The sequence below is a fragment of the Amphritea sp. 1_MG-2023 genome (genome assembly GCF_030547545.1).
GTDB lineage: Bacteria > Pseudomonadota > Gammaproteobacteria > Pseudomonadales > Balneatricaceae > Amphritea.
In genome coordinates this window covers 1-23,364 of sequence record NZ_JAUOQE010000049.1, presented here as the reverse complement: position 1 = coordinate 23,364, position 23,364 = coordinate 1, and the positions used below count along the sequence as shown (strand labels likewise).

The window sequence follows — 23,364 nt, the reverse complement described above, 5'->3', positions numbered from 1 at the left end:
GGAGGCGTGCCCTCACGCCGATCGGCTGACAATCGCGACAAACCCCCACCCCCCCCCCACAAAAAAGCCCCTACTCACTGCGATATCTAACAGTTTTGTAGAGGCTTTTCTTTGGCCAAGCGCTGAAAAATATGTGCTTAATGGCTACATTTCAACGCGTCAATTACAGCTCAGTAATGCCGCCCATGTAAGGCAGCAGTACTTCTGGTACTTTGACGTGACCATCCGCGGTTTGATAGTTTTCCAAAATCGCCACCAGAGTACGACCCACCGCTAGACCAGAGCCGTTCAGGGTGTGCACCAGCTCCGGCTTGCCGGTTTCTGGATTACGCCAGCGAGCCATCATGCGTCGTGCTTGGAAATCTTCCATGTTGCTACATGAAGAGATCTCACGGTATTTCTGCTGACCGGGTAACCACACTTCAATATCGTATGTTTTTGCCGCACTGAAGCCCAGATCGCCACCACAGAGAGTCACCACACGGTAAGGCAGGTTCAGCTTTTGCAGAATCGTCTCGGCATTACCGATCAACTCTTCCAATGCATCCCAAGACTTAGTGGGCTCTACAATATGCACCAGCTCAACTTTTTCAAACTGATGCTGACGGATCATGCCGCGAGTATCGCGACCATGACTGCCCGCCTCACTACGAAAGCAAGGCGTATGCGCGACGAATTTCAGCGGCATCTGTGCCGCATCGACGATCTCATCACGAACGATATTGGTAACCGGTACTTCTGCGGTTGGGATAAGGTAGTAATCGCGTTCACCCGGCACCTTGAATAGATCTTCTTCAAACTTAGGCAACTGCCCAGTGCCACGCAGCGAATCAGCATTAACCAGATAAGGCACATAGGTTTCTTCATAACCATGCTCAGCGGTATGGGTATCGAGCATAAACTGAATCAATGCGCGATGCATACGTGCAATACCACCACGCAACACGGCGAAGCGAGCACCGGTGATTTTAGCCGCCGTAGAAAAATCTAAACCGCCGTGCTGTTCGCCTAAATCAACATGATCTTTAGCGGCAAAATCCAGTTGCGTCGGTTCGCCCCACTTACGGATCTCGATATTATCGTCTTCGGTGACGCCGGCAGGTACGGATTCATGAGGAATGTTTGGCATCCCCATCAATAATGCGTCCATCTGCTCCTGAACAACCTTAAGCTGTTCTTTAGCCGCATCAAGCTGTTCGCCTAGAGTACTGACTTCAGCCAGCAGCGGCGCGATATCTTCACCTGCTGCCTTTGCTTTACCGATATTTTTCGACCGAGTATTACGCTCGTTTTGTAAACGCTCGGCGTCAACCTGTACGTCTCGACGTTGATTTTCCAGCGCGTTAAATTCGTCAACTGGGAATTTATAACCCTTTTTAATGAGTAGTTGTGCTACGTCTTCTGGGTTAGAACGTATAAATTTAGGATCTAGCATGATGTCAGAAACAACCTTAAAGTCAGAACAGGCGAGTAAACCATAAGCCGCTATACAGGGCGACCATGCACAGCACTACGCTCATTAATATGTAAATTGCGGCGGACATTATATGCCCTTCTTGCAGCATGGTCACGGCTTCCAGTGAGAAGGTGGAAAAAGTCGTAAATGCGCCGAGAAACCCGACCATCAATAATGGGCGTAATTCAGGACTAATACGCGCCTTTTCCATAATAAGAACAAAGCCAACCCCCATCAAGAACGAGCCCAGCACATTACAGATCATCGTGCCATAGGGCAGTTTGAACTGCGCATTACTGATCAGAATACCACTCACCCAATAACGGGCTAGCGCACCTGTCGCGCCACCAGCGGCGACAGAGATGAGGTGTAACATGGACTATTCCTTGTATCGTTGCTTATCACTGGACTGATCCAGTGCTTTGAGATGGGTCAGTTTATCACCGATACGAATTTCTAGGCCACGCGGGGCAGGCTGATAATATTCGCGCTCTGCAATCTCCGGTGGAAGATAGCATTCTCCAGCGGCGTAGGCATCGGGTTCATGATGAGCATAACGATATTCGGCCCCATAACCAAGCTCCTTCATCAAGTTGGTGGGCGCATTACGCAAATGCTCCGGCACTTCATAACCCGGATCACTGCGCACATCTGCCATCGCTTGATTAAAGGCTTGATACACCGCATTACTCTTAGCAGCACTGGCACAATAGATCGCCGCCTGAGCAATCGCACGCTCGCCTTCTGCGGGGCCTACTCGCTCGAAAGCATCCCAAGCGCTCAATGCTATTTGCATCGCCCGCGGATCGGCATTACCGATATCTTCAGAGGCGATCGCCACCAAGCGACGGGCAATATAAAGCGGATCGCAGCCGCCATCGAGCATACGGCAATACCAATACAGGGCACCATCGGGGGATGAACCGCGCACCGATTTATGAAACGCAGAGATCATGTCATAAAACAGATCGCCCTGCTTATCGTAACGTCGGGCACTCGATTTAAGCACCTCATCGATAATGTGCGGCCCGATTTTATATTCCTGACCATCAAAATCGGCTAAATCGGCGGCAATCTCCAGTAAATTAAGCCCCCGCCGGCCATCCCCATCGGCCGCCGCCGCTAACTGTTCGAGCGCCCCATCGGCAAAGACTAGCGGTTGCTGTGGGATACCTCGGGTTTTATCCTGTAACGCTCGCTGCAATAGCTGCTCAATATCTGGCTGCTCAAGACTACGTAACAGATATACTCTGGCCCGCGATAACAACGCATTATTCAATTCAAACGACGGGTTTTCCGTGGTCGCGCCGACAAACAAAAAGGTGCCATCTTCAATGTAAGGCAGAAAAGCATCCTGTTGCGATTTATTAAACCGATGCACTTCATCAACGAAGAGAATCGTTTTACGTCCAGATTGCGCCTTGACCTGCAATGCTTGATCCACCGAGGCGCGAATATCCTTTACCCCAGATAGTACGGCAGACAGTATAATGAAATGAGCATCCACCTGATGCGCCAGCAAACGGGCCAGCGTGGTTTTACCCACCCCAGGCGGCCCCCACAGAATCATCGAGTGAACGGAGCCTTGCTCCAGCGCTTTGCGTAGCGGTTTACCGTGCGCTAGCAGGTGCTGCTGACCACAATATTCGTCTAACGTTTGTGGCCGCATCCGCGCCGCCAGCGGTTCATAATCGGGTTGCAGTTCATCAAACAGATCGGCCATTAGTCAGTAGACTCCGAGCTATTTTCAATAATCAGATCGGTCCCTTTCGGCGGCGTAAAAGTGAATGTACTCTCTGAATAGTCTGGATTAAGCTTTTGATTTTGAAATAGTATCGAGGTGCGCTGCCCTAAGGAATCTTCCATCTGCAACTCTTTAATTAAGCCATCGGCAAACAGTAACCGAATCCGTGTAAACAACTCTGCCTCTTTTAACGGCAACAACTCAAACAGCTGACTATCGACTGTTTCCCGCAATAAGCGAATCTCATATTGAGACTTTAATTGCTCGATTTGACCATTGAGTATCAAGGCGGGAACCGCAGAATCATTTTTTGAAACCTTACGTTCGGTGGCTTGCTCAAGATCGGGATCATAGATCCATAGCAACTCGCCATCGCTGATCAGGGTTTGTGGGAACGGCTCTGTCGCGATCCACCTGAAACGATTCGGCTTGGCCAATAACAGCGTCCCCTGTGAGCTTTCCATCCGTCGCGAATCATCACGCCCCGAGACCTGATCGAAGTCAGCGCTGAAACTATCAAATTTGGCCAGCAGGCGATGCAACTGATCGCCTGCCTCTGCTTGAATATCAGCCAATGCCGAAACGCTTAGCGAGCACCCCAGTAGGGCAACCGCCGCTATCTTTTTAAAATTCATTATCAATCCTTAGGCGGTGGGGGTGCCAGCACTTCACGGGCACCGTTATGACTAGCGGTAGAAACAACCCCGGCAGCCTCCATCGATTCAATCATCCGGGCAGCCCGGTTATAACCAATTTTGAGTTTACGCTGCACTGAAGAGATCGATGCTTTACGGGTTTGCGTAACAAACGCAACGGCTTCGTCATACAACGCATCCTGCTCATCATCACTCTCGGCAAAAGCGCCTGAGCCTCCTTCTACTACCTCAGACAGATCGGATATCAAATATTCCGGTGCGCCGAGCTTCTTCCAGGCTTCCACCACACGGTGAACCTCATCATCGCTGACAAAAGCACCATGCACACGATTTGGTAAACTACTGCCGGCGGGCAGATAGAGCATATCACCATTACCGAGCAAGTGTTCTGCGCCACTCTGATCTAGCACGGTACGGGAATCGATCTTAGAAGAGACCTGAAAGCCGATACGGGTCGGAATGTTGGCCTTAATCAAACCGGTAATAACATCGACCGAGGGACGCTGAGTTGCAAGCACAAGGTGGATACCTGCAGCCCGTGCTTTCTGCGCGATTCGCGCGATCAACTCTTCAACTTTCTTACCAACGACCATGATCATATCGGCAAACTCATCGATACAGACCACGATATAGGGCAATGTTTCTAGGTAAGGTGCTGGCGCATCGGCGGGCAATCCCATCTCTTCGGGGTTCCACAGCGGGTCGAGTAATGGCTCGCCTTTATTACGTGCCGCTTTCACTTTATCGTTATAGCCAGCGATATTCCGCACACCCATTTTTGACATCAGCTTATAGCGCCGCTCCATTTCTGCAACACACCAGCGCAGCCCACCCGCCGCCTCTTTCATATCGGTGATAACGGGTGCCAGCAGATGCGGAACGCCCTCATAGACCGATAATTCAAGCATTTTAGGATCGACTAGCATTAACCTAACTTCATCGGGAGTCGCTTTAAATAGCAGACTGAGAAGCATCGCGTTAACACCGACCGATTTACCCGAGCCGGTGGTACCCGCGACCAGTAAATGCGGCATTTTCGCCAAATTAGCGACGACCGGGTTACCGGCAATATCATTACCCAGCCCCAGTGTGAGCTTCGACGAGGCTTCTTTATAAGGCTTGGAATTGAGCACTTCACTGAGGCGCACCATCTGTCGCTCTTCATTGGGTATTTCAATACCGATCACCGATTTACCGGCAATCACTTCGACCACTCGGACACTCATCACCGCCATGGAGCGCGCCAAGTCTCTCGCTAAGTTAGTGATCCGACTGGCTTTAACACCAGGTGCGGGCTGCATCTCGAAGCGCGTAATAACGGGGCCGGGATTGACTTCGACCACCTCGGCAACGATACCGAAGTCTTTCAGTTTACGTTCCAGTAAGCGGGACATATCTTCAAGCTGCTCATCACTGTAACAGTGCCCTTGCTTCAATTCAGGTGCATCGAGCAGCTCCAATGAAGGGATACGTCGGCGAGGTTCGCGTCGCTGAGCTGTCTGAGAAAGGTGATCCAGCCCTAGCTCACTATCTTTCATCGGGATATGCGTTTCTGATAACGGCACAACTTTGACGCTTTTACGATCAAGCGTAGGCTCTTGCGAAGGTGCGTATTCGCCAGTCGAGTTAGATTCAAGCGGGGCAGCTGACGCGGCAGTAGCCGGTGATCGCGGTGCGGCGGCTACGTTCTCTGCAACAGGCGTCTGCGGCGTTAATGCTCGCTCAGTGACTAACGGAATCGCTTGCTGAGCTTCATGTATGCGAGTCTCTCCTTTGGCATCATAATGCCCCTCGTCTGCGGGGCTGAAAGGCTCGGCCGGCACTTGATGAGCCGACATAGGCTGCGTATAAAGATCATCTGCGGCTGCCTGTAATGGTTGATCAAATACCGGATCTTTGCGTCTCTGCGACGTATTCACCGAGGGCTGACGTGGATCAGCCTGCCAAGTATCCGTTGCGCTATGACGCACCGCCGCTCGAAGCTGTTGACGTTTTTCTTGATCGGCGGCGGCATAAGGGTCTGATGCTGTTTGATCTGCTGACACACGCGGCGCTTTAGGCGAGCTTATTTTAGACATCAGCCGATGAGCCGAGGCAAACAAGGCTTGACCTAACCGTTCTAACAGCTGAGACCATGAAAGTTCGAACATAAGCGTCATACCGAACAACAGCGCGGTTGCCAGCACAATAGAGCTGCCGATCAAGCTAAACAGTGAGACGGCGACATCTGATAAGGCTTGCCCCACCAATCCACCCATACTGAAAGGTAACTGCCCCTCCGTATTGGATAGATGAGTCGCCGCAAAGGTCGCTAAACACAGCAACACTAAAATCGCCCCGGTAAAACGCAACATCACAAAGGGAAGCCCATCGAGCAATGAAACCCGTCGCCGCAGCATAAAGCGGATCGCCGGCAGCAACAGCATTAACGGGATCAGCCACGAAGCGATACCAAACACCGAGAGCGCCAGATCGGCCAGCCAAGCGCCTACCTGACCGGTAAAATTGCGGGCCAGTGGCTGATAGCCTAGATGAGACCAACCCGGATCGCGATGATCATAGCCAAACAGTGCGAGCTGCAAAAACAGTGCAAAACCGATCACCAGGATGAGCCCGCCCTCTTTGGCAATCCGCCCGAGCAGATCAGAAAAAGACGCAACTCTGGCGTCTTTGACACGCTTGCCGACATTCTCATTGGTGCGCGTGTCCTGGCTGTTCATTTGGCTTCTATCTGTTTGGCTGCGATGAGACAAGAAATATACCCTTCCAACTTTCCATAAAATGGCCTGAAAAATAACATATTTAGGCCCTACTCCCCAGACACAAAATGCTCTTTTAGTCGCTTTATTCAGCATACGCACTCAGACTGAGCAGGAACTGAACAATTTGTCGCTGATTGCCTGCGGTTTATCAAAGCACTTAACCGCTCTAGCGAATAAAAACAGGCATACGACCCTAAGCCGATAACAAATTCAACCTGAATCGCTGTTTTGTCCGCTCTACGAAACGGGCATAATAGACCGCAAGATAAGGCTTCAATAGTAGCCCTCAATACCATGCGTGAACAGACAACGGATTATCCATGAGCGAAATACAACATCATAAACTGATTATTCTGGGCTCTGGCCCAGCCGGATACACCGCTGCAGTATATGCAGCCCGCGCTAATCTTAACCCTATTGTTATTACCGGAATGCAGGCCGGCGGTCAATTGACCACGACCACCGATGTTGATAACTGGCCGGGGGATGTCGAGGGCGTGCAAGGCCCTGAACTGATGCAACGGATGCAGGCGCATGCGGAACGCTTTGATACTCAAGTGATCTTTGATCACATCAGTACAACTGATCTTCAGAATCGCCCTTTTCGTCTTCAGGGTGATATGGCCGAATACACCTGCGATGCCCTGATTATCTGCACAGGCGCCTCCGCTCAATATATCGGTCTCCCCTCCGAAGAAGCCTTTATGGGTAAAGGTGTAAGTGCCTGCGCTACCTGCGATGGTTTTTTCTATCGCGGCCAAAAAGTTGCCGTTATCGGTGGTGGTAATACCGCCGTAGAAGAGGCTCTGTATTTATCCAATATTGCGGCAGAGGTCACCCTCATCCATCGCCGCGATTCGCTGCGTTGTGAAAAGATCTTACAAGACAAACTCTTTGAACGTGCCGAAAACGGTAATATTAACTTGATTTGGAACCATCAACTAGATGAAGTCCTCGGCGATGCGATGGGCGTCACCGGCCTGCGAATCAAAAGCACCGAAGATGACGCCACGCAGGAGCTTGAGCTACAAGGCGTCTTTATTGCAATTGGCCACAAACCCAATACCGAGATTTTTGGCGATCAGCTTGAGATGGAAAACGGTTACTTGAAAATTCAGACCGGCAGCCACGGTAATGCCACACAAACCTCTGTTGAAGGTGTCTTTGCCGCCGGTGATGTCGCCGATCATATCTACCGTCAAGCGATCACCTCAGCAGGCTTTGGCTGCATGGCCGCACTGGATGCCGAACGCTATCTGGATGATCAAGCATAAATGCTGCCTTGGTTAGCCCCTAATAGCATTGAGTTTCCGCCCATCAGTGATGCGCTGAATGATCCCGACGGCCTACTCTGTGCCGGCGGAGACCTTAGCGCAACTCGACTAATGGCGGCCTACCGTCAAGGTATATTCCCTTGGTTTAACCCAGGGGAGCCGATTCTATGGTGGTCACCGGATCCTCGCTGCACTCTGGTACCGAGCCAGGTTCATCTCTCTAAAAGCCTGCGCAAGGCGATCCGTAAGAGCACCTTTGAGATTAGCTTTGATCAGGCCTTTAGTGAGGTCATTAAAGCCTGTGCAGCCCCGCGCAGCTATAGTGATGAGACGTGGATCAGTACGCCGATGCAGAACGCTTATATCGATCTGCATCGGCGCGGCGTCGCCCATTCAGTTGAGCTATGGCAAAATGGTGAATTGACCGGCGGCCTTTACGGTATCGCTATGGGGCGGCTATTTTTTGGCGAATCGATGTTTAGTCGTGCCACCAACAGCTCAAAAATTGCATTTGCCTATTTCGCCAAACAATTACAAAAATGGGGCTATGCTTTAATAGACTGTCAGGTTGAAAATAGCCATCTGACCAGCTTAGGCGCTTGCTGCATTCCTCGCGTTGAGTTTCAGCAGTACCTCGAGCAAAATCGAGATGCAACACTCAGCCATACATGGCAGTTTGATATTGATAAACAGGACGTGGTGAGTACTCAGTGAGCAATCTTAAAACTCTGCATTTCTATGCAACCCCTGAGCATGAGTGTAGCTACCTTGAAGGTGTCGAAGCAAAGACGCTGTTTGTTGACCCTCAAGAGGAGATCAACTTTGATGCCTATAGTCAGCTATCGGACTTAGGCTTTCGCCGTAGCGGTAAGCATATTTACCGCCCCTATTGCAGTAACTGTCAGGCATGCATCTCGGTGCGCGTTAATAGCCATGAATTCAAGCCCAGCAAAAGTCAAAAGCGCATTATTAATAAAAACAAAGACCTTCGGGTTGTGACCGTCCCGCCTCAGTTTACCGACGAGTATTACGCCCTGTATGAACGCTATATCAATACCCGACATAGTGATGGCGATATGTTCCCCCCCTCTGCGGATCAGTTCAGTGCTTTCCTCATTGAGGGCGGGCAAAAAGGCTGCTTTTACGAGTTTCGAGACCCCTCTGACAAGCTAGTTGCACTCGCGGTTACCGACTTTTTGGTTCAAGGTTTGTCGGCGATCTATACTTTTTTTGAGCCAACGGAAGCTTCCCGCAGCTTAGGTAGTTATGCGATTCTCTGGCAGCTCAAGGAAACCAAGCGATTAGAATTAGACTATCTTTATCTCGGCTATTGGATACGTGAGTGTCAAAAAATGTCCTACAAAATAGCCTATAGCCCGCTAGAAATGCTACTTAACGGACAGTGGATCGTGGTTGATTAAGCCCTCTAGCCGTCAACATTATTGCTCGGTTAGACCTCGTCAACTCGATGATCGCCTCGCCAACAGCGATGCTTCACAGACAACATAACCCGTTGGTAGGCAAAAATAGGGATAATTTATCCCCCTCTGGACATATAACTTTATTAATTCCAGTAAATGTCTTTGATATAAATGACAAAATAAGGCAAAATACTGCGCTGCAAAATGTAGTATTGCAAATAATCAACTTAGGTAGGTACTTAATGTCTAAAGAAGACAGCTTTGAAATGGAAGGCGTTGTGACCGACACACTGCCTAACACAATGTTCCGGGTTGAACTGGAAAACGGTCATGTTGTTACCGCGCATATCTCTGGCAAGATGCGCAAAAATTATATCCGTATTCTGACCGGTGATAAGGTTAAGGTTGAGCTGACGCCTTACGACCTGACGAAAGGCCGTATCACTTACCGAGCTCGGTAAGAACGCATAAAATAAAAAAAGCGACCCAAGGGTCGCTTTTTTTATTTCTCTTAGCGAGTGCCGACTACACCGTCACCCCCGCATGAATTTCAATATCATTATCAGCATTCACTGTGATATCGACTTCACCACCTTCGTCCGCTAAATCACCAAACAAAATCATCTCGGCGAGCGGCTTCTTAAGCTTCTCTTGAATCAAACGCTTCATCGGCCGCGCTCCCATGGTGGCATCATAGCCATTTTCAGCAAACCATTGACGCGCCGCATCATCGATATGCAACACCACACTTTTATCATCCAGTTGCGCTTGCAGCTCGGTTAAGAATTTATCCACCACGCCGGTAATAACTTCTGGCGACAAGGCTTTAAATTGAATGATACCGTCTAGGCGATTACGAAACTCTGGCGTAAACAGCTTTTTAATCGCCTCCATACCATCGGTGGTATGATCTTGATGACTAAAACCGATAGACGCACGCGTCATCTGCTCGATACCCGCATTCGTGGTCATCACCAAAATAACATTACGGAAATCCGCTTTTCGACCATTGTTATCGGTCAACGTGCCGTTATCCATGACTTGCAACAAAAGATTAAAGACTTCAGGGTGAGCCTTCTCAATCTCATCTAGCAGCAAGACCGCATGCGGCGCTTTGGTAACCGCTTCCGTTAGCAAGCCGCCCTGATCATAGCCAACATAACCCGGAGGCGCACCAATAAGCCGTGAGACCGTGTGACGCTCCATATACTCAGACATATCGAAGCGAATCAGTTCAATGCCCATGATGCGCGCTAACTGACTCGTCACTTCCGTTTTACCCACCCCCGTCGGGCCGGCAAATAGGAAAGAACCTACAGGCTTATTCGGCTCATTCAACCCGGCACGGGATAATTTGATGGCCGCCGACAACGTGTTAATCGCTTCATCTTGTCCTAACACCACCATTTTAAGGTTACTGTCGAGTTTCTTCAGTTGCTCCTTATCCGATACAGAAACGCTTTTAGCCGGGATTCTGGCGATCTTGGCGACGATCACTTCAACCTCAGTCACATCGATCACCGCATGCCGCTCCGCTACTGGCAACAACTGCTGATAAGCGCCCGCTTCATCGATAACATCGATGGCTTTATCGGGCATATGCTTATCGTTGATGTAGCGATCGGCCATCTCCGCCGCTGCCCGCAAAGCCTCATCGGTATAGCTAACATGATGATGCTCTTCAAAACGGCTTTTTAGACCCTGCAGAATTCGATAGGTATCCTCAACGGAAGGCTCCAACACATCGACCTTTTGGAAACGTCGTGCCAGTGCTCGATCTTTTTCGAAAATACCTCGAAATTCTTGAAAGGTTGTCGAGCCGATACAGCGCAATTGACCCGAACTCAATAACGGTTTCAACAGATTCGATGCATCCATTGAGCCGCCTGACGCAGCGCCAGCACCAATAATGGTGTGGATTTCATCGATAAACAGAATAGCATGCTCCTGCTCCTTGATCTCATTGAGCAATCCCTTGAGCCGCTTCTCAAAGTCACCTCGATATTTAGTGCCCGCGAGAAGCGCACCCAGATCAAGCGAATAAACGATACTATTAGCGATCACATCCGGTACCGAACCCTCAACGATCAGCTTTGCCAGCCCTTCAGCAATGGCCGTTTTACCCACGCCAGCCTCACCCACCAACAAAGGGTTGTTTTTGCGCCGACGGGACAGTATTTGCACCACTCGCTCGACTTCGGAAGCGCGACCCACGAGAGGATCGATACGCCCTGACAAGGCCTGCTCATTCAGGTTAACAGAAAAGTTCGCGAGCGGACTCTTCTCTTTATCAGCTGAGGTATCACCTTCAAGCAGCCCCTCTTCACTCGGACGACTCTCATCCTCCTCAACCCGAGAAATACCATGAGAGATATAGTTAACGACATCGATACGCTCAACGCCCTGCTGATTTAATACATAAACCGCATGACTTTCCTGCTCACTAAAGATCGCGACCAGCACATTAGCGCCGTTGACTTCGGCGCGCCCCGATGATTGCACATGAAAAACAGCCCGCTGCAATACTCGCTGAAACCCAAGGGTGGGCTGAGTCTCCACATCCGCTATATCATCGGGTAGACGCGGAGTTGTATCATCAATAAAGGTACTCAGCAAATCCCTCATTTTATTGAGATCCACCGCGCAAGCATCCAAAATAGCGCGCGCCTCAGAGTTATCAAGCAACGCCAGCAATAGATGCTCAACCGTCATAAACTCGTGTCGCTTCGCGCGCGCACTCTTAAAGGCAACGCTCAGCGTATCTTCCAATTCTTTATTTAACATAGCTTGCGCTCCGCTACACTTTTTCGACTTCACACAGAAGAGGGTGTTGATTCTCTCTGGCACATTGATTTACCTGATTAGCTTTCGTTTCAGCTACATCACGGGTAAACACACCACATACTCCCTTACCCTTAGTATGGACCGCTAACATCACTTGTGTCGCTTTTTCCTGATTCATACCAAAAAAACCCATCAAAACCTGAATAACGAAATCCATTGGAGTATAGTCGTCATTCAGCAATACCACTCGATACATCGATGGCCTTTTTAACTCAGGTTTCGCCGTTTCAGTAACAACGCCCGTGTCTCCATGATCACTAAAGTCATCTGAGTCATCTGAAAGTTTTATATCACAAACCTCATGCCACATATCATATCTCTAAAAGAATAGTCAATTATTTATATCCCATTTTGGGGAAAGCTTATCAGGTAGGCTCTTCAGCCTAATGCTATACTGTATACGCAGGAGTTAAGAGTATGTGCAGTATCGGATGTCCCTGCATTTTAACAAGGGCAAACCCTTGCGCTTTCTAACATTGTAGCAAGAGAGTTTGTTGTGGTAACAGGCCTAACGGTAATTTGGGTCTTGGTAATTTGGATATTGGGGGGACGCCAATGCATACAGGGAAAGTCAAATGGTTCAATAACGCTAAAGGTTTTGGCTTTATTGTTGCACCGAATTTTGATGAAGATTTATTCGCTCATTATTCTGTTATTCAGTCAGAGGGTTACAAAAGTCTCAAAGCAGGACAAGAGGTTAGGTTTGATACAACTCCCGGACCAAAAGGGATTCATGCGGTTAATATCAGATTGACTGTCACAGAGCCTGAAGCAGAGGAGGTAAACTAATCTAATAGCCCGACCCTCTCAACCTCAGAGTTGAGAGATCACAGCCATTCAGCTGTAGCCACTCAAGTCAAAAGAAAGGCAGCCAGTGCTGCCTTTCTTTGTGACTATCCAGATAAGCTTTAAGGCTGCATCAACAAGCCTGAAACAGCCTCTTCTCTTGCACCACATAAAACCTTTTACATATGCTTAATAATCGCCTGACCGAACTGAGAACAGCTTAGCAATTGGGCACCGGTCATCAATCGCTCAAAATCGTAGGTCACTGTTTTTGCCGCGATAGCCCCCTCGACACCACGGATAATCAGATCTGCCGCTTCTATCCATCCCATATGTCGCAACATCATTTCAGCAGAGAGAATAATCGATCCGGGATTCACTTTATCCTTACCCGCATACTTAGGCGCTGTGCCATGCGTTGCCTCAAAAATAGCCACGTTATCGGATAGATTGGCGCCTGGCGCAATACCGATTCCCCCCACCTCCGCCGCTAATGCATCGGAAAGATAGTCACCATTGAGATTCAACGTAGCGACCACGTCATACTCGGCAGGGCGGAGTAAGATTTGCTGCAACATCGCATCGGCAATCACGTCCTTTACCACGATCGACTTACCATTATTGGGATTGATAAAACTCATCCAAGGCCCACCATTGAGCAATTGAGCACCGAACTCATCTTTGGCTATGGCGTAGCCCCACTCTTTGAACGCCCCCTCCGTATATTTCATGATATTGCCTTTATGAACCAACGTCAGCGATTCACGATCATTATCAACAGCATACTGAAGCGCTCGTCGTATCAAGCGTTTACTCCCCTGCTCTGATACTGGCTTAATACCGATGCCACACTGCGTATCAAAACGGATATTTTGAACCCCCATCTCCTCTTTAAGAAAGCGGATCACCTTATCCGCCTCTGAGCTTCCCGCTTGCCATTCTATACCGGCATATATGTCTTCAGAGTTCTCACGATAGATCACCATATCCACATCAGCCGGACAATTAATAGGGCTCGGCACTCCAGTAAACCAACGTACCGGCCGCTGACAAACATACAGATCCAGCTCCTGACGTAGCGCGACATTCAATGAACGGATACCGCCCCCCACAGGTGTAGTCAACGGCCCTTTAATACCGACAGAAAATTCCTTAAAGGCCGTCAGCGTCTCCTCTGGCAACCAAGTATCCTGATCATAGACAGTGGTCGCCTTTTCACCGGCATACACTTCCATCCAAGCGATTTTTCGCGCACCAGCATAAGCCTTACTGACCGCAGCATCGACAACGGATTGCATAACCGGAGAGACATCAACGCCAATACCATCTCCTTCGATATAAGGAATAACCGGATGATCAGGCACCGTCAGCGAGCTATCATCATTGACGATAATTCGCTCGCCTTCAGGAACGGTAACGTTTATATATGCCATAATTTGCTCCTTGTTATCTGAAAATCTGCACTTGCAGACACAGTATAGACGCTGATAATCTGCCTGCCCGTACCGCCCTACGACTCTGCCGGAAAGCCCAATGTCAGAAATAATGCTGTTTAACAAACCTTTTCATGTACTCACTCAGTTCACCGATAGCGAGGGTCGTGCAACCCTAAGCGACTATATAAAACGTAAAGGTGTTTATGCGGCGGGACGCCTAGATTTCGATTCTGAAGGCTTATTGATTTTGACCGATAACGGTCAGTTACAACATCAACTCGCTAACCCTCAGTTCAAACTTGAGAAAACCTATTGGGCACAGGTTGAAGGCGACATTGATGAGGCGGGACTAAAACGTCTACGTGAAGGCGTGAAACTCAAAGATGGTATGACGCGACCAGCCAAAGCACGCAAAATACCCGCGCCACGCATCTGGCCTCGCACCCCGCCGATACGGGAACGCAAAAACCAACCGACTTGCTGGATTGAACTCAAAATTAGCGAAGGCAAGAATCGACAGGTAAGAAGAATGACCGCGGCGGTCGGCTTTCCGACACTCAGACTAATACGTGCCGCCATCGGTCATTGGTCACTAGAACAACTACAGCCCGGAGAATACCGCACCGAGCAGGTTGAGCTGCCTACTGCTGCGCGTCGTTCAGGCAGCGGACAACCGGCCTCAGCCAAGCGACGCCCACCACGTCGTAAAGCGCATGGCCGACAACGTTAAAAACTCACCAGCGGTCAGCAGCATCTAGGTCTGATTGTTTCGCTTCAACCCAGTTCTCGCCTGCCGTGGTGATCTCTTTCTTCCAAAATGGCGCGTCCCGTTTCAGGTAATCCATGATGAACTGAGCGGCTTGAAAGGCGGCTAATCGATGCGCGCTAGCCACGCCGACAAACACAATATTATCGTTAAGCGTTAACTCCCCGACTCGATGCACCACCACCACATTGCCCAACGACCAACGCTGACGCGCCTGCTCAATAATGCGCGCTAAGGCTTTTTCGGTCATGCCAGGATAGTGCTCCAGATACATCGCCTGTAGCACCGGGCCGCTCGCAAGCTCCCGCACAACCCCCGTAAAGGTGACAATCGCGCCATTACTGAGATCTTGCGCTCTCACCTGCTCAGATAAATCGGCAATAGAAAAATCTTCACTCTGAATAGAAACAATATCTTTAAACAAACGTCACTCCAAAATACAGCCAAAAGCGGTGAAAAATGATAAAGTTGCCCATCAGAGCCTTGAGTCAATAAGCTGCAGACAGTTAATACCCTGAGGCAATCATCAGTCCTTAATATACGGGATGACAAATGCGTTGGACACCCCATGCCACTGTGGCAACCATTATTGAGCAAAACGGTAAATTCCTCTGCGTAGAAGAACAATCGGTGTCACGGGGTCAACTAGTGATTAATCAGCCAGCGGGGCATATCGAAGCTTATGAAAGTTTTATCGATGCCGCTAGCCGAGAAACCTTGGAAGAAACCGGTTGGTGCGTCACGCCAACGGCGTTAGTCGGCATTTACGTTTACACCGCGCCCTCTAACGGCATCACCTATCATCGCTACTGTTTTACGGCCAACGCCGATAGCCACGATCCGACACGCCCACTGGATACCGGTATTGAGCGAGCATTGTGGCTCAGTCGTGATGAGCTGGCTGCCGAACAGCATCGACTCCGCAGCCCAATGGTTTTACGTTGTATCGATGATTACCTTGCCGGTACGCGTTTTCCATTGTCGTTGATCGTAGAACCCGATCATCTCTGAAGCATTGAAATCGGCGATTCTGATCGCATATACACTAAATCATTCTTGAAGGTCATACACAGCTCTTATGTCAGTTCTTATGTCAGATGAAGTTAACCCCGCTGCTATCAAAGTCATTGTCGGCATGTCCGGCGGTGTCGATTCCTCCGTTTCCGCCCTACTGCTGCAACAACAGGGGTATCAGGTAGAAGGCCTGTTTATGAAAAACTGGGATGAAGACGACGGCACCGATTATTGCACCGCTATGGATGACCTAGCCGATGCTCAGGCGGTCAGCGACAAGTTAAATATCAAATTACACACCGCTAACTTTGCTGCCGAATATTGGGATAATGTGTTTGAGCACTTTCTTGAAGAATATAAAGCGGGTCGCACCCCCAATCCAGATATTCTCTGCAACCGAGAAATTAAATTTAAAGCCTTTCTCGAATACGCGAAGATGTTGGGGACCGATAAAATCGCCACGGGACACTATGTCCGCCGCGGCGAGGCAAACGGCAAAGCCACGCTATTGAAAGGTTTAGATAACAACAAAGATCAGAGCTATTTTTTACATCAAGTCGGAGCCGAAGAGCTAGCACAAACCCTGTTTCCCGTGGGTGAGCTAGAAAAACCGGAAGTCCGGCGCTTGGCTGAGCAACATGATCTGATTACTCACAACAAAAAAGACAGCACCGGTATCTGCTTTATCGGTGAGCGTCGCTTTAGCGATTTTCTTAAGCAATATCTGCCGGCTCAACCCGGTAAAATAGAAACCCCTGACGGCGATATCATTGGTGAACATCAGGGACTGATGTATCACACCATTGGTCAGCGTCAGGGACTGGGTATCGGTGGTTTGAAAAACTACCCAGAAGAACCCTGGTTTGTTGCCGCCAAAGACCTGCAGCGAAATGTCTTAATTGCGGTGCAAGGTCAGCAGCATGAACTGCTATTCAGTCATTGGCTAACCGTGAGTGATATTTTCTGGATTAGCGGTGAGAAACCCACCCTGCCGTTCAGCTGTCGTGCTAAGGTAAGATATCGTCAGTCTGATCAGGGCTGCACGCTGTTTGCCGATGGTGACGGTTATCGTATTGAGTTTGAGCAACCGCAGCGCGCCGTCACGCCGGGTCAATCCGTTGTTATTTACACTGATGAAGTTTGCTTAGGTGGCGGAGTGATAGAAACCACTGGAAAGCGCAAGGAGATCGAATAGCCCTATGTCCAAAGCAGAAGATCAACAAGCTATTGCGTTGGCCGGCTTGTTTCAGGCCGCCAGCCTAGTCGAACAGATCGCCACCCGCGGGATGGTGCCACAAAACAGTTTTGAAACATCACTGTCCAGCCTATTTGTCACCAATCCCGACTCGACAGAAGAGATTTTTGGCGGAGCACACGATCTACCGGCTAACCTTAGTTTGGGATTTCGTGGGCTTAATGAGCTGCTCGATAAAAGTAAAGCCGAACAGAATCAAGATATCATTCGCTATGGTTTGAGTATTATCCACTTAGAGCGCAAGCTGAATAAACGCCCCGATCTACTGCAAAGCATTGGCGAACAGATCGATCGAATCACTCAGCAGGCACGCTACTTTGCCGAAGAAGGCAGCGATTTAAAAGATAATCCCGCCGCTTTCACTCACCCAACCGTGATAGCCAATCTTGCGAGTCTCTATCAGGATACCCTCAGTACATTCAGCTTCCGTATTCAGGTAACCGGTGAGCCGCGTCATTTACAAAATGCTGAAAATGCGGCGAAAATACGCGCCTTATTATTGGCCGGTGTGCGGGCGGCGATGTTATGGCGTCAAGTAGGCGGTAAACGTTGGCATCTGCTGTTTTTTAAATCTCGCTTACGACCATCCGTTAAGCAGATCACTGGCCGTGGCTAAGACTCACGGTAAATAAATGGCCGCTAGGTTTTCCCTACGGCCCTAATTTCGCTATAATTCGCGCTCTAAATTTAACCCAGTCAGGTATTTACTCGATATGGATCTTACGTCTCTTTCTGCGATCTCTCCCATTGATGGTCGTTACGGCAGCAAAACTGCGGACCTGCGCCCAGTCTTCAGCGAATTCGGCCTGATTCGCGCCCGTGTAACGGTTGAAGTTCGTTGGTTGCAGAAGCTTGCCGCACACCCTCAAATTACAGAAGTGCCGCCACTTAGCGCCGCTGCAACTGCCGTTCTTGATGCTTTGGTTGATAACTTTAGTGAAGCACAAGCTAACCGTGTCAAAGAGATTGAGCGCACCACCAATCACGATGTAAAAGCAGTCGAATACCTGATCAAAGAACACATCGCCGATAATGCCGAACTGGCAGCGGTCAGCGAATTCGTTCACTTTGCCTGTACCTCTGAGGATATCAATAACCTCTCCCACGGCCTGATGCTCAAGCAGGGGCAAGACATTATGCTGCCAATCATGCAGCAGGTCACCGATGAGATTGCCGCGCTAGGCCGTGCTTATGCCAGTCAGCCAATGCTCTCACGCACCCATGGACAAACAGCGTCACCCACCACGGTTGGTAAAGAGATGGCTAATGTTGCTTACCGCTTGCAACGTCAACTCGATCAACTGAAAAAAGTTGAACTGCTGGGTAAAATCAACGGTGCCGTAGGTAACTATAATGCTCACCTCTCGGCCTATGCTGATATCGATTGGGCTGAAAACGCTGAAGCATTTGTCGACAGCCTCGGTTTGAGCTTCAATCCATACACGACACAGATTGAGCCACACGACTACATCGCCGAATTGTTTGATGCCGTATGTCGCTTTAACACCATTATCATCGATTTTGATCGTGATATTTGGGGTTATATCTCACAGGGTTACTTCAAACAAAAAACCATTGCTGGCGAAGTCGGCTCTTCTACAATGCCGCATAAAGTTAACCCAATTGACTTCGAAAACTCTGAAGGCAACTTAGGTATCGCGAATGCGGTTATGCAGCACCTTGCCGCTAAACTGCCGATTTCGCGTTGGCAGCGAGATCTAACCGATTCCACAGTACTGCGTAATATGGGCGTGGGTTTCGGTTACAGCCTGATCGCTTACCAATCGAGCCTCAAAGGCATCAGCAAACTAGAGCTAAATTCAGCCCGCCTGGATGCCGATCTTGAAAACAGCTGGGAAGTCTTGGCCGAACCGATTCAAACAGTGATGCGTCGCTATGGTATCGAAGAGCCGTATGAAAAGCTGAAAGCGTTGACGCGCGGTCAGGACATGAACAAAGCGACTATTTTAGCTTTTGTTGATACCCTCGATATGCCGCAAGCGGCTAAAGATGAGTTGAAGCAGTTGACGCCACATAGCTATATCGGTAACGCTATCGATCAGGCTAAAGCGATCTAACGCCTCTATGGGTGCTAAAAAAGCAGAGCTAGCGCTCTGCTTTTTTATTGCTCAAGGTTAATTGCTATTAGTCCATTACTTTATGATATTTACTTAACTGGCTGATTTATGGAAAAAATAACAGCAAAAGATGGCACCGAAATCCATTATCTCCGGTTAGGAAAAGGCAGCCCCATACTGTTTCTACACGGCTGGAGTGCCAGCGCCAAAGATTGGCTGCCCTTTGCTGCCGAACTTGCCGATGAACACGAAGTCATCTGCTGGGATGCTCGCGGCCATGGTGCTCACCCTTTAAAGCCGGGCACCCGCACCGATGTACAGAGCATGGCGGCAGACCTACAACAACTTATCGAACATCATGACTTGAAGAATATCATGCTGATTGGGCACTCGATGGGGGCGCTGACCCTGTGGCAATATATGCGTGATTTTGGCTGCGATCGACTAGCGCGTATTGGTATTATTGATCAATCCCCGAAACTGCTAACCGATGCTCAGTGGTCGAATGGGATCTATGGACATTTTGATCATCAGGCCAATCAACAACTCATTAACCTGCTGCGTCAGGATTTTGCCGAAGGCCTGTTGCAGTTGGTCGCTAACGGTTACAACCGTCAATCCTATGAAAATTACCAGCGTAACTCTCGCGGCTTTCAACAGATGCGTGAGCAACTGCAAAAATTAGATAGCGAGCCTCTCGTGCAGTGCTGGGAAAGTTTAACCGCTGCCGACTATCGTGATGTACTGCCACATATTAATGTGCCTGCCCTGCTGATCTATGGCGATGAGAGTCAATTCTATGCGCCGTCGGTGGCTGAGTATGTCAGTCAGCAGATTCCCGAGACGGTATTACATCGCTATGAAAACGCCGATCACTCACCGCAACTGTGGCATCGAGAGCGTTTCATCTGGGATATAAAGCAGTTTATCCGTCAGCAACCGCTTAAACAGATTGGATCAGCCGCAAATCTGACCTGAAACACTAACCGTCAGCCGCTAACCTCTTAAGATGATGCATCTGACACGAATAACGAAGATTTTATGCTCAACAATATACGTATCGTACTGATTAACACCTTTCACCCAGGCAATATTGGTGCCGCTGCTAGGGCGATGAAAAATATGGGCCTCAGCCAACTGTATCTGGTGGAGCCGCGCATCTACCCGGATGCTGAAGCCGATGCGCGTGCGGCGGGGGCGAAGGACCTGCTTGACAGTGCGATCGTTGTTGATAGCCTCGATGCGGCGATTGCCGATTGCCAACTGGTGATTGGCACTAGCGCCCGCAACCGTACTTTCGATCTCCCTATTTTTGATGCCCATGATTGCGCCCGCAAAGTTGTCGGTGAAGCGCAACAAGGCAACGTGGCGATTATTTTCGGTCGAGAAACTATGGGCTTGCACAATTCAGAGTTACAAAAATGTAACTACCATGTCTATATTCCTGCCAACCCTGAATACCCAGTACTCAATGTCTCTGCGGCGATTCAGTTGGTGTGTTATGAGATCTGGCAAGCTCACCTGAAGCAGGATTTCATTCCGCAACAAGCGCCCTACCCCCTCACCGAAGATATGGAACGTTTCTATACCCATCTGGAAAGTGCGCTACACAAAACCCGCTTTATCATTCCGCAGCATCAAGGCAAAGTGCTGGATAAATTGCGTCGTTTCTTTAACCGCTCACGGCCAGAACGCACCGAGTTAAATATGCTGCGCGGCATTCTCTCGTCCATCGACGAAACCGTGACACGACTCTCCGCGCCCCAGAACACGACCGATAAGCAACAGGATAAAGGATCAGATCAATGAGCGATTCACCGTTTGGCGATATCTCCATCGAAGAATTTCTGCGAGATTACTGGCAGAAAAAACCATTATTGGTGCGCAATGCCTTTACTGATTTAGATGCCCCAGTCGGTGCCGATGAGTTAGCGGGCTTATCACTCGAAGAGGATGTTGAGTCACGCTTAGTCATTCAAAGCCCCGACAGCGATCATTGGGAAATCAAACACGGGCCCTTTGATGATGCGACTTTTGCGGCTCTGCCCGACAGCCACTGGACATTGCTGGTACAGGCGGTCGATCACTGGGTGCCCGAGGCGAGCGATATTGTAGAGCAATTTCGCTTCATTCCTAACTGGCGCTACGATGACCTAATGGTCAGTTTTGCCAGCCAAGGCGGCGGGGTTGGGCCTCATTACGATAACTATGATGTCTTTTTGATCCAAACTCAGGGACAGCGGCGTTGGGAGGTCGGCGGCTTTTTCGATCAAAATTCACCGCGCCGCCCCAATACACCGGTGATGATCATGACCGATTGGCAACCCGAGTATAACTGGGTGCTAGAACCGGGTGATATGCTCTATATTCCACCTCAAGTAGGCCATAATGGCATTGGCGCATCCGATGATTGCATGACCTATTCCGTCGGCTTTAGAGCGCCTTCTCATGCTGAAATCATGCGTAACTTTACTGATTTTATCGGTGAAACGTTAACATCGGAATCACGCTACACTGACCCTGATCTCAGTTTGCAGGACAACCCTGGTGAGATCCGTGCCGAAGCGCTAGAAAAAATCCGCACCATCTTTACTGATTATCTACAGGATGATGCGCGCTTAGGCGAATGGCTGGGCAAGTTTGTCACTGAGCCTAAATACCCGGAGCTTGATCAGGCGCCAGCGCAACCCGCCAGTATTGATGAGATCAGAACGGCCCTACACAGCGGCGATCTTTGCTTTATTCGTAATGAAGGCAGTCGCTTCTCTTACAGTGTCATCGACGACAATCAAGTACAGCTCTATGCCGATGGTAACTGCTTTAAGGTGTCAGGTAGTGGCTGCACCCTAGCGACCAGCCTCTGTCAAACGCCAACCATTGTTATCAGTCAAGGCGAGTGGAGTGACCCTCAACTGCAACTACTCGCCGATTTATATAACCAAGGCTCCCTATACACGGAATAACCTTAAGCTCTAATGTTAAGCGTCTACAGGCCTAAGGAAGGTGCGAATAAGTCAATTACACCTCTGGCTGACAGAGAAGCTGGAGATCAAGGCAGCCGTTACAGGCATACTGGTTGTACGTCGAAAAATGTTAACGCTGAGATCCTGCTTCTCTGAAAGCCCCGAAGGGCGGATATTAGAATGGTCACCTACTTTGTCAGCCCGCTTGAAAAGGTGCAGACATTTCGCTGCACTGGCTGTCGCGTATCTGGCCACTCTAATGCCCGCAGAGAACATAACGGACTTATTTGCGCCTTCCCTAAATAGTTAACGCAGGAAAAGTGGCATCACGGACTCTTTTCCTGTGTTAATAGCGAGTTACTCCCTCCCTCTCAGCGATTAGCTGCGTTTACCCCCCTTGATAACGCTGCTGTAGTGAACTCATGCTTATACTTAATTGTTATAAACAATAACACTCCTTATAATCAAAAGTGATTGTAAAAGCTTACATTTAACCCCTGTACCAAAGTCGCTAGACTTTAGACTATAGCCTCTCAACCCCTTGTATTATCAGCCTTTGCTGCGTTGCAGTAAGATGATCTTCATGTAGTTTAACTACAGCTCGCACTAGGACAACGATGTAGTAAAGCTACAGCTTTGCTGCTGCGCACAAAAACCCTTTGACCGGTCTCATCAAAGACAGCATTATGAGTTCTCCCTGAGGCGCCAGCCACTTCGACAATTTGCTGGCGTAAGATGTAAACCGCTTTATCCCAGAATACATCAATAGAAATGTCTGGATAGAGCGCTACCAACATAAGGATTAACCATGTCTAGTCTGAATAACGATATCGAAACCGTTGCAGCCCTTAAAGAGACCTACGGCTCTGCTTGGAACGCTATCAACCCTGAATACGCTGCCCGTATGCG

The 23,364-nt window shown here is 49.3% G+C and carries 22 protein-coding genes; 13 read left to right on the top strand and 9 right to left on the bottom strand.

Annotated features, from left to right (window positions below; all coding sequences use genetic code 11):
- Positions 1 to 163 precede the first annotated feature (163 nt).
- Genes serS through Q4488_RS17835 form a run of 5 tightly spaced genes read right to left on the bottom strand, consistent with a single transcriptional unit; the run spans position 164 to position 6,576 of the window.
- Entirely contained in the window at positions 164 to 1,435 is a 1,272-nt protein-coding gene (serS, locus tag Q4488_RS17855; protein WP_303581839.1) for a serine--tRNA ligase, read from the bottom strand.
- A gap of 22 nt (positions 1,436 to 1,457) precedes the next feature.
- Entirely contained in the window at positions 1,458 to 1,832 is a 375-nt protein-coding gene (gene crcB, locus Q4488_RS17850) for a fluoride efflux transporter CrcB (protein ID WP_303581838.1), read from the bottom strand.
- 3 nt (positions 1,833 to 1,835) lie between these two features.
- Complete coding sequence (locus Q4488_RS17845) at positions 1,836 to 3,179, bottom strand: replication-associated recombination protein A (protein ID WP_303581837.1); 1,344 nt, start codon at positions 3,177 to 3,179, stop codon at positions 1,836 to 1,838.
- On the bottom strand, positions 3,179 to 3,835 hold the full coding sequence (gene lolA, locus Q4488_RS17840) for an outer membrane lipoprotein chaperone LolA (RefSeq protein WP_303581836.1): 657 nt from the start codon (positions 3,833 to 3,835) through the stop codon (positions 3,179 to 3,181). Before lolA ends, Q4488_RS17845 begins: the two co-directional genes overlap by 1 nt.
- 2 nt (positions 3,836 to 3,837) lie before the next feature.
- A complete protein-coding gene (locus Q4488_RS17835; protein ID WP_303581835.1) occupies positions 3,838 to 6,576 on the bottom strand; it encodes a DNA translocase FtsK in 2,739 nt (912 codons plus the stop codon).
- A gap of 362 nt (positions 6,577 to 6,938) precedes the next feature.
- Between Q4488_RS17835 and trxB the strand changes: the two genes are divergently transcribed.
- The 4 genes from trxB to infA all read left to right on the top strand — a co-directional run bounded on the left by trxB (position 6,939) and on the right by infA (position 9,774).
- Positions 6,939 to 7,892: a thioredoxin-disulfide reductase gene (trxB, locus tag Q4488_RS17830; protein WP_303581834.1), complete on the top strand. Its 954-nt coding sequence runs from the start codon at positions 6,939 to 6,941 to the stop codon at positions 7,890 to 7,892.
- Complete coding sequence (aat, locus tag Q4488_RS17825) at positions 7,893 to 8,606, top strand: leucyl/phenylalanyl-tRNA--protein transferase (protein WP_303581833.1); 714 nt, start codon at positions 7,893 to 7,895, stop codon at positions 8,604 to 8,606.
- On the top strand, positions 8,603 to 9,313 hold the full coding sequence (locus Q4488_RS17820) for an arginyltransferase (protein WP_303581832.1): 711 nt from the start codon (positions 8,603 to 8,605) through the stop codon (positions 9,311 to 9,313). Before aat ends, Q4488_RS17820 begins: the two co-directional genes overlap by 4 nt.
- Positions 9,314 to 9,555: 242 nt before the next feature.
- Entirely contained in the window at positions 9,556 to 9,774 is a 219-nt protein-coding gene (gene infA / locus Q4488_RS17815; protein WP_091359137.1) for a translation initiation factor IF-1, read from the top strand.
- A gap of 64 nt (positions 9,775 to 9,838) precedes the next feature.
- Here infA and clpA read toward each other — a convergent pair whose 3' ends face one another.
- Positions 9,839 to 12,097 carry an ATP-dependent Clp protease ATP-binding subunit ClpA gene (clpA, locus tag Q4488_RS17810; RefSeq protein WP_303581831.1) on the bottom strand — a complete coding sequence of 753 codons (2,259 nt, stop codon included), beginning with the start codon at positions 12,095 to 12,097 and terminating at the stop codon, positions 9,839 to 9,841.
- 13 nt (positions 12,098 to 12,110) lie between these two features.
- Entirely contained in the window at positions 12,111 to 12,467 is a 357-nt protein-coding gene (gene clpS, locus Q4488_RS17805) for an ATP-dependent Clp protease adapter ClpS (protein ID WP_303581830.1), read from the bottom strand.
- A 245-nt stretch (positions 12,468 to 12,712) separates the two neighbouring features.
- Between clpS and Q4488_RS17800 the strand changes: the two genes are divergently transcribed.
- Positions 12,713 to 12,946 (top strand): cold shock domain-containing protein, encoded by a 234-nt coding sequence (locus tag Q4488_RS17800; RefSeq protein WP_303581829.1) that lies wholly within the window; start codon positions 12,713 to 12,715, stop codon positions 12,944 to 12,946.
- A gap of 176 nt (positions 12,947 to 13,122) precedes the next feature.
- Here Q4488_RS17800 and icd read toward each other — a convergent pair whose 3' ends face one another.
- Positions 13,123 to 14,376: an NADP-dependent isocitrate dehydrogenase gene (gene icd, locus Q4488_RS17795; RefSeq protein ID WP_303581828.1), complete on the bottom strand. Its 1,254-nt coding sequence runs from the start codon at positions 14,374 to 14,376 to the stop codon at positions 13,123 to 13,125.
- 100 nt (positions 14,377 to 14,476) lie between these two features.
- On the opposite strand from icd, the gene Q4488_RS17790 reads away from it, so the two are divergent.
- Positions 14,477 to 15,109 carry a pseudouridine synthase gene (locus Q4488_RS17790; RefSeq protein ID WP_303581827.1) on the top strand — a complete coding sequence of 211 codons (633 nt, stop codon included), beginning with the start codon at positions 14,477 to 14,479 and terminating at the stop codon, positions 15,107 to 15,109.
- A gap of 4 nt (positions 15,110 to 15,113) precedes the next feature.
- Here the strand turns inward: Q4488_RS17790 and moaE are convergent, their stop codons facing one another.
- Entirely contained in the window at positions 15,114 to 15,569 is a 456-nt protein-coding gene (gene moaE, locus Q4488_RS17785) for a molybdopterin synthase catalytic subunit MoaE (RefSeq protein ID WP_368411592.1), read from the bottom strand.
- Between the two features lie 128 nt (positions 15,570 to 15,697).
- Between moaE and Q4488_RS17780 the strand changes: the two genes are divergently transcribed.
- The 7 genes from Q4488_RS17780 (at position 15,698) to Q4488_RS17750 (ending at position 22,455) form a co-directional block, all read left to right on the top strand.
- Positions 15,698 to 16,156: an NUDIX hydrolase gene (locus Q4488_RS17780; RefSeq protein ID WP_303581826.1), complete on the top strand. Its 459-nt coding sequence runs from the start codon at positions 15,698 to 15,700 to the stop codon at positions 16,154 to 16,156.
- A gap of 79 nt (positions 16,157 to 16,235) precedes the next feature.
- Positions 16,236 to 17,354 carry a tRNA 2-thiouridine(34) synthase MnmA gene (mnmA, locus tag Q4488_RS17775; protein ID WP_303581825.1) on the top strand — a complete coding sequence of 373 codons (1,119 nt, stop codon included), beginning with the start codon at positions 16,236 to 16,238 and terminating at the stop codon, positions 17,352 to 17,354.
- 4 nt (positions 17,355 to 17,358) lie between these two features.
- Positions 17,359 to 18,030 carry a high frequency lysogenization protein HflD gene (hflD, locus tag Q4488_RS17770; protein ID WP_303581824.1) on the top strand — a complete coding sequence of 224 codons (672 nt, stop codon included), beginning with the start codon at positions 17,359 to 17,361 and terminating at the stop codon, positions 18,028 to 18,030.
- A 97-nt stretch (positions 18,031 to 18,127) separates the two neighbouring features.
- Positions 18,128 to 19,492, top strand: a complete 1,365-nt coding sequence (purB, locus tag Q4488_RS17765; protein ID WP_303581823.1) for an adenylosuccinate lyase — start codon at positions 18,128 to 18,130, stop codon at positions 19,490 to 19,492.
- A gap of 108 nt (positions 19,493 to 19,600) precedes the next feature.
- Positions 19,601 to 20,470: an alpha/beta fold hydrolase gene (locus tag Q4488_RS17760; protein WP_303581822.1), complete on the top strand. Its 870-nt coding sequence runs from the start codon at positions 19,601 to 19,603 to the stop codon at positions 20,468 to 20,470.
- A gap of 63 nt (positions 20,471 to 20,533) precedes the next feature.
- A complete protein-coding gene (gene trmJ, locus Q4488_RS17755; RefSeq protein ID WP_303581821.1) occupies positions 20,534 to 21,301 on the top strand; it encodes a tRNA (cytosine(32)/uridine(32)-2'-O)-methyltransferase TrmJ in 768 nt (255 codons plus the stop codon).
- Complete coding sequence (locus Q4488_RS17750) at positions 21,298 to 22,455, top strand: cupin domain-containing protein (protein ID WP_303581820.1); 1,158 nt, start codon at positions 21,298 to 21,300, stop codon at positions 22,453 to 22,455. Before trmJ ends, Q4488_RS17750 begins: the two co-directional genes overlap by 4 nt.
- The last annotated feature ends 909 nt before the right edge of the window (positions 22,456 to 23,364 follow it).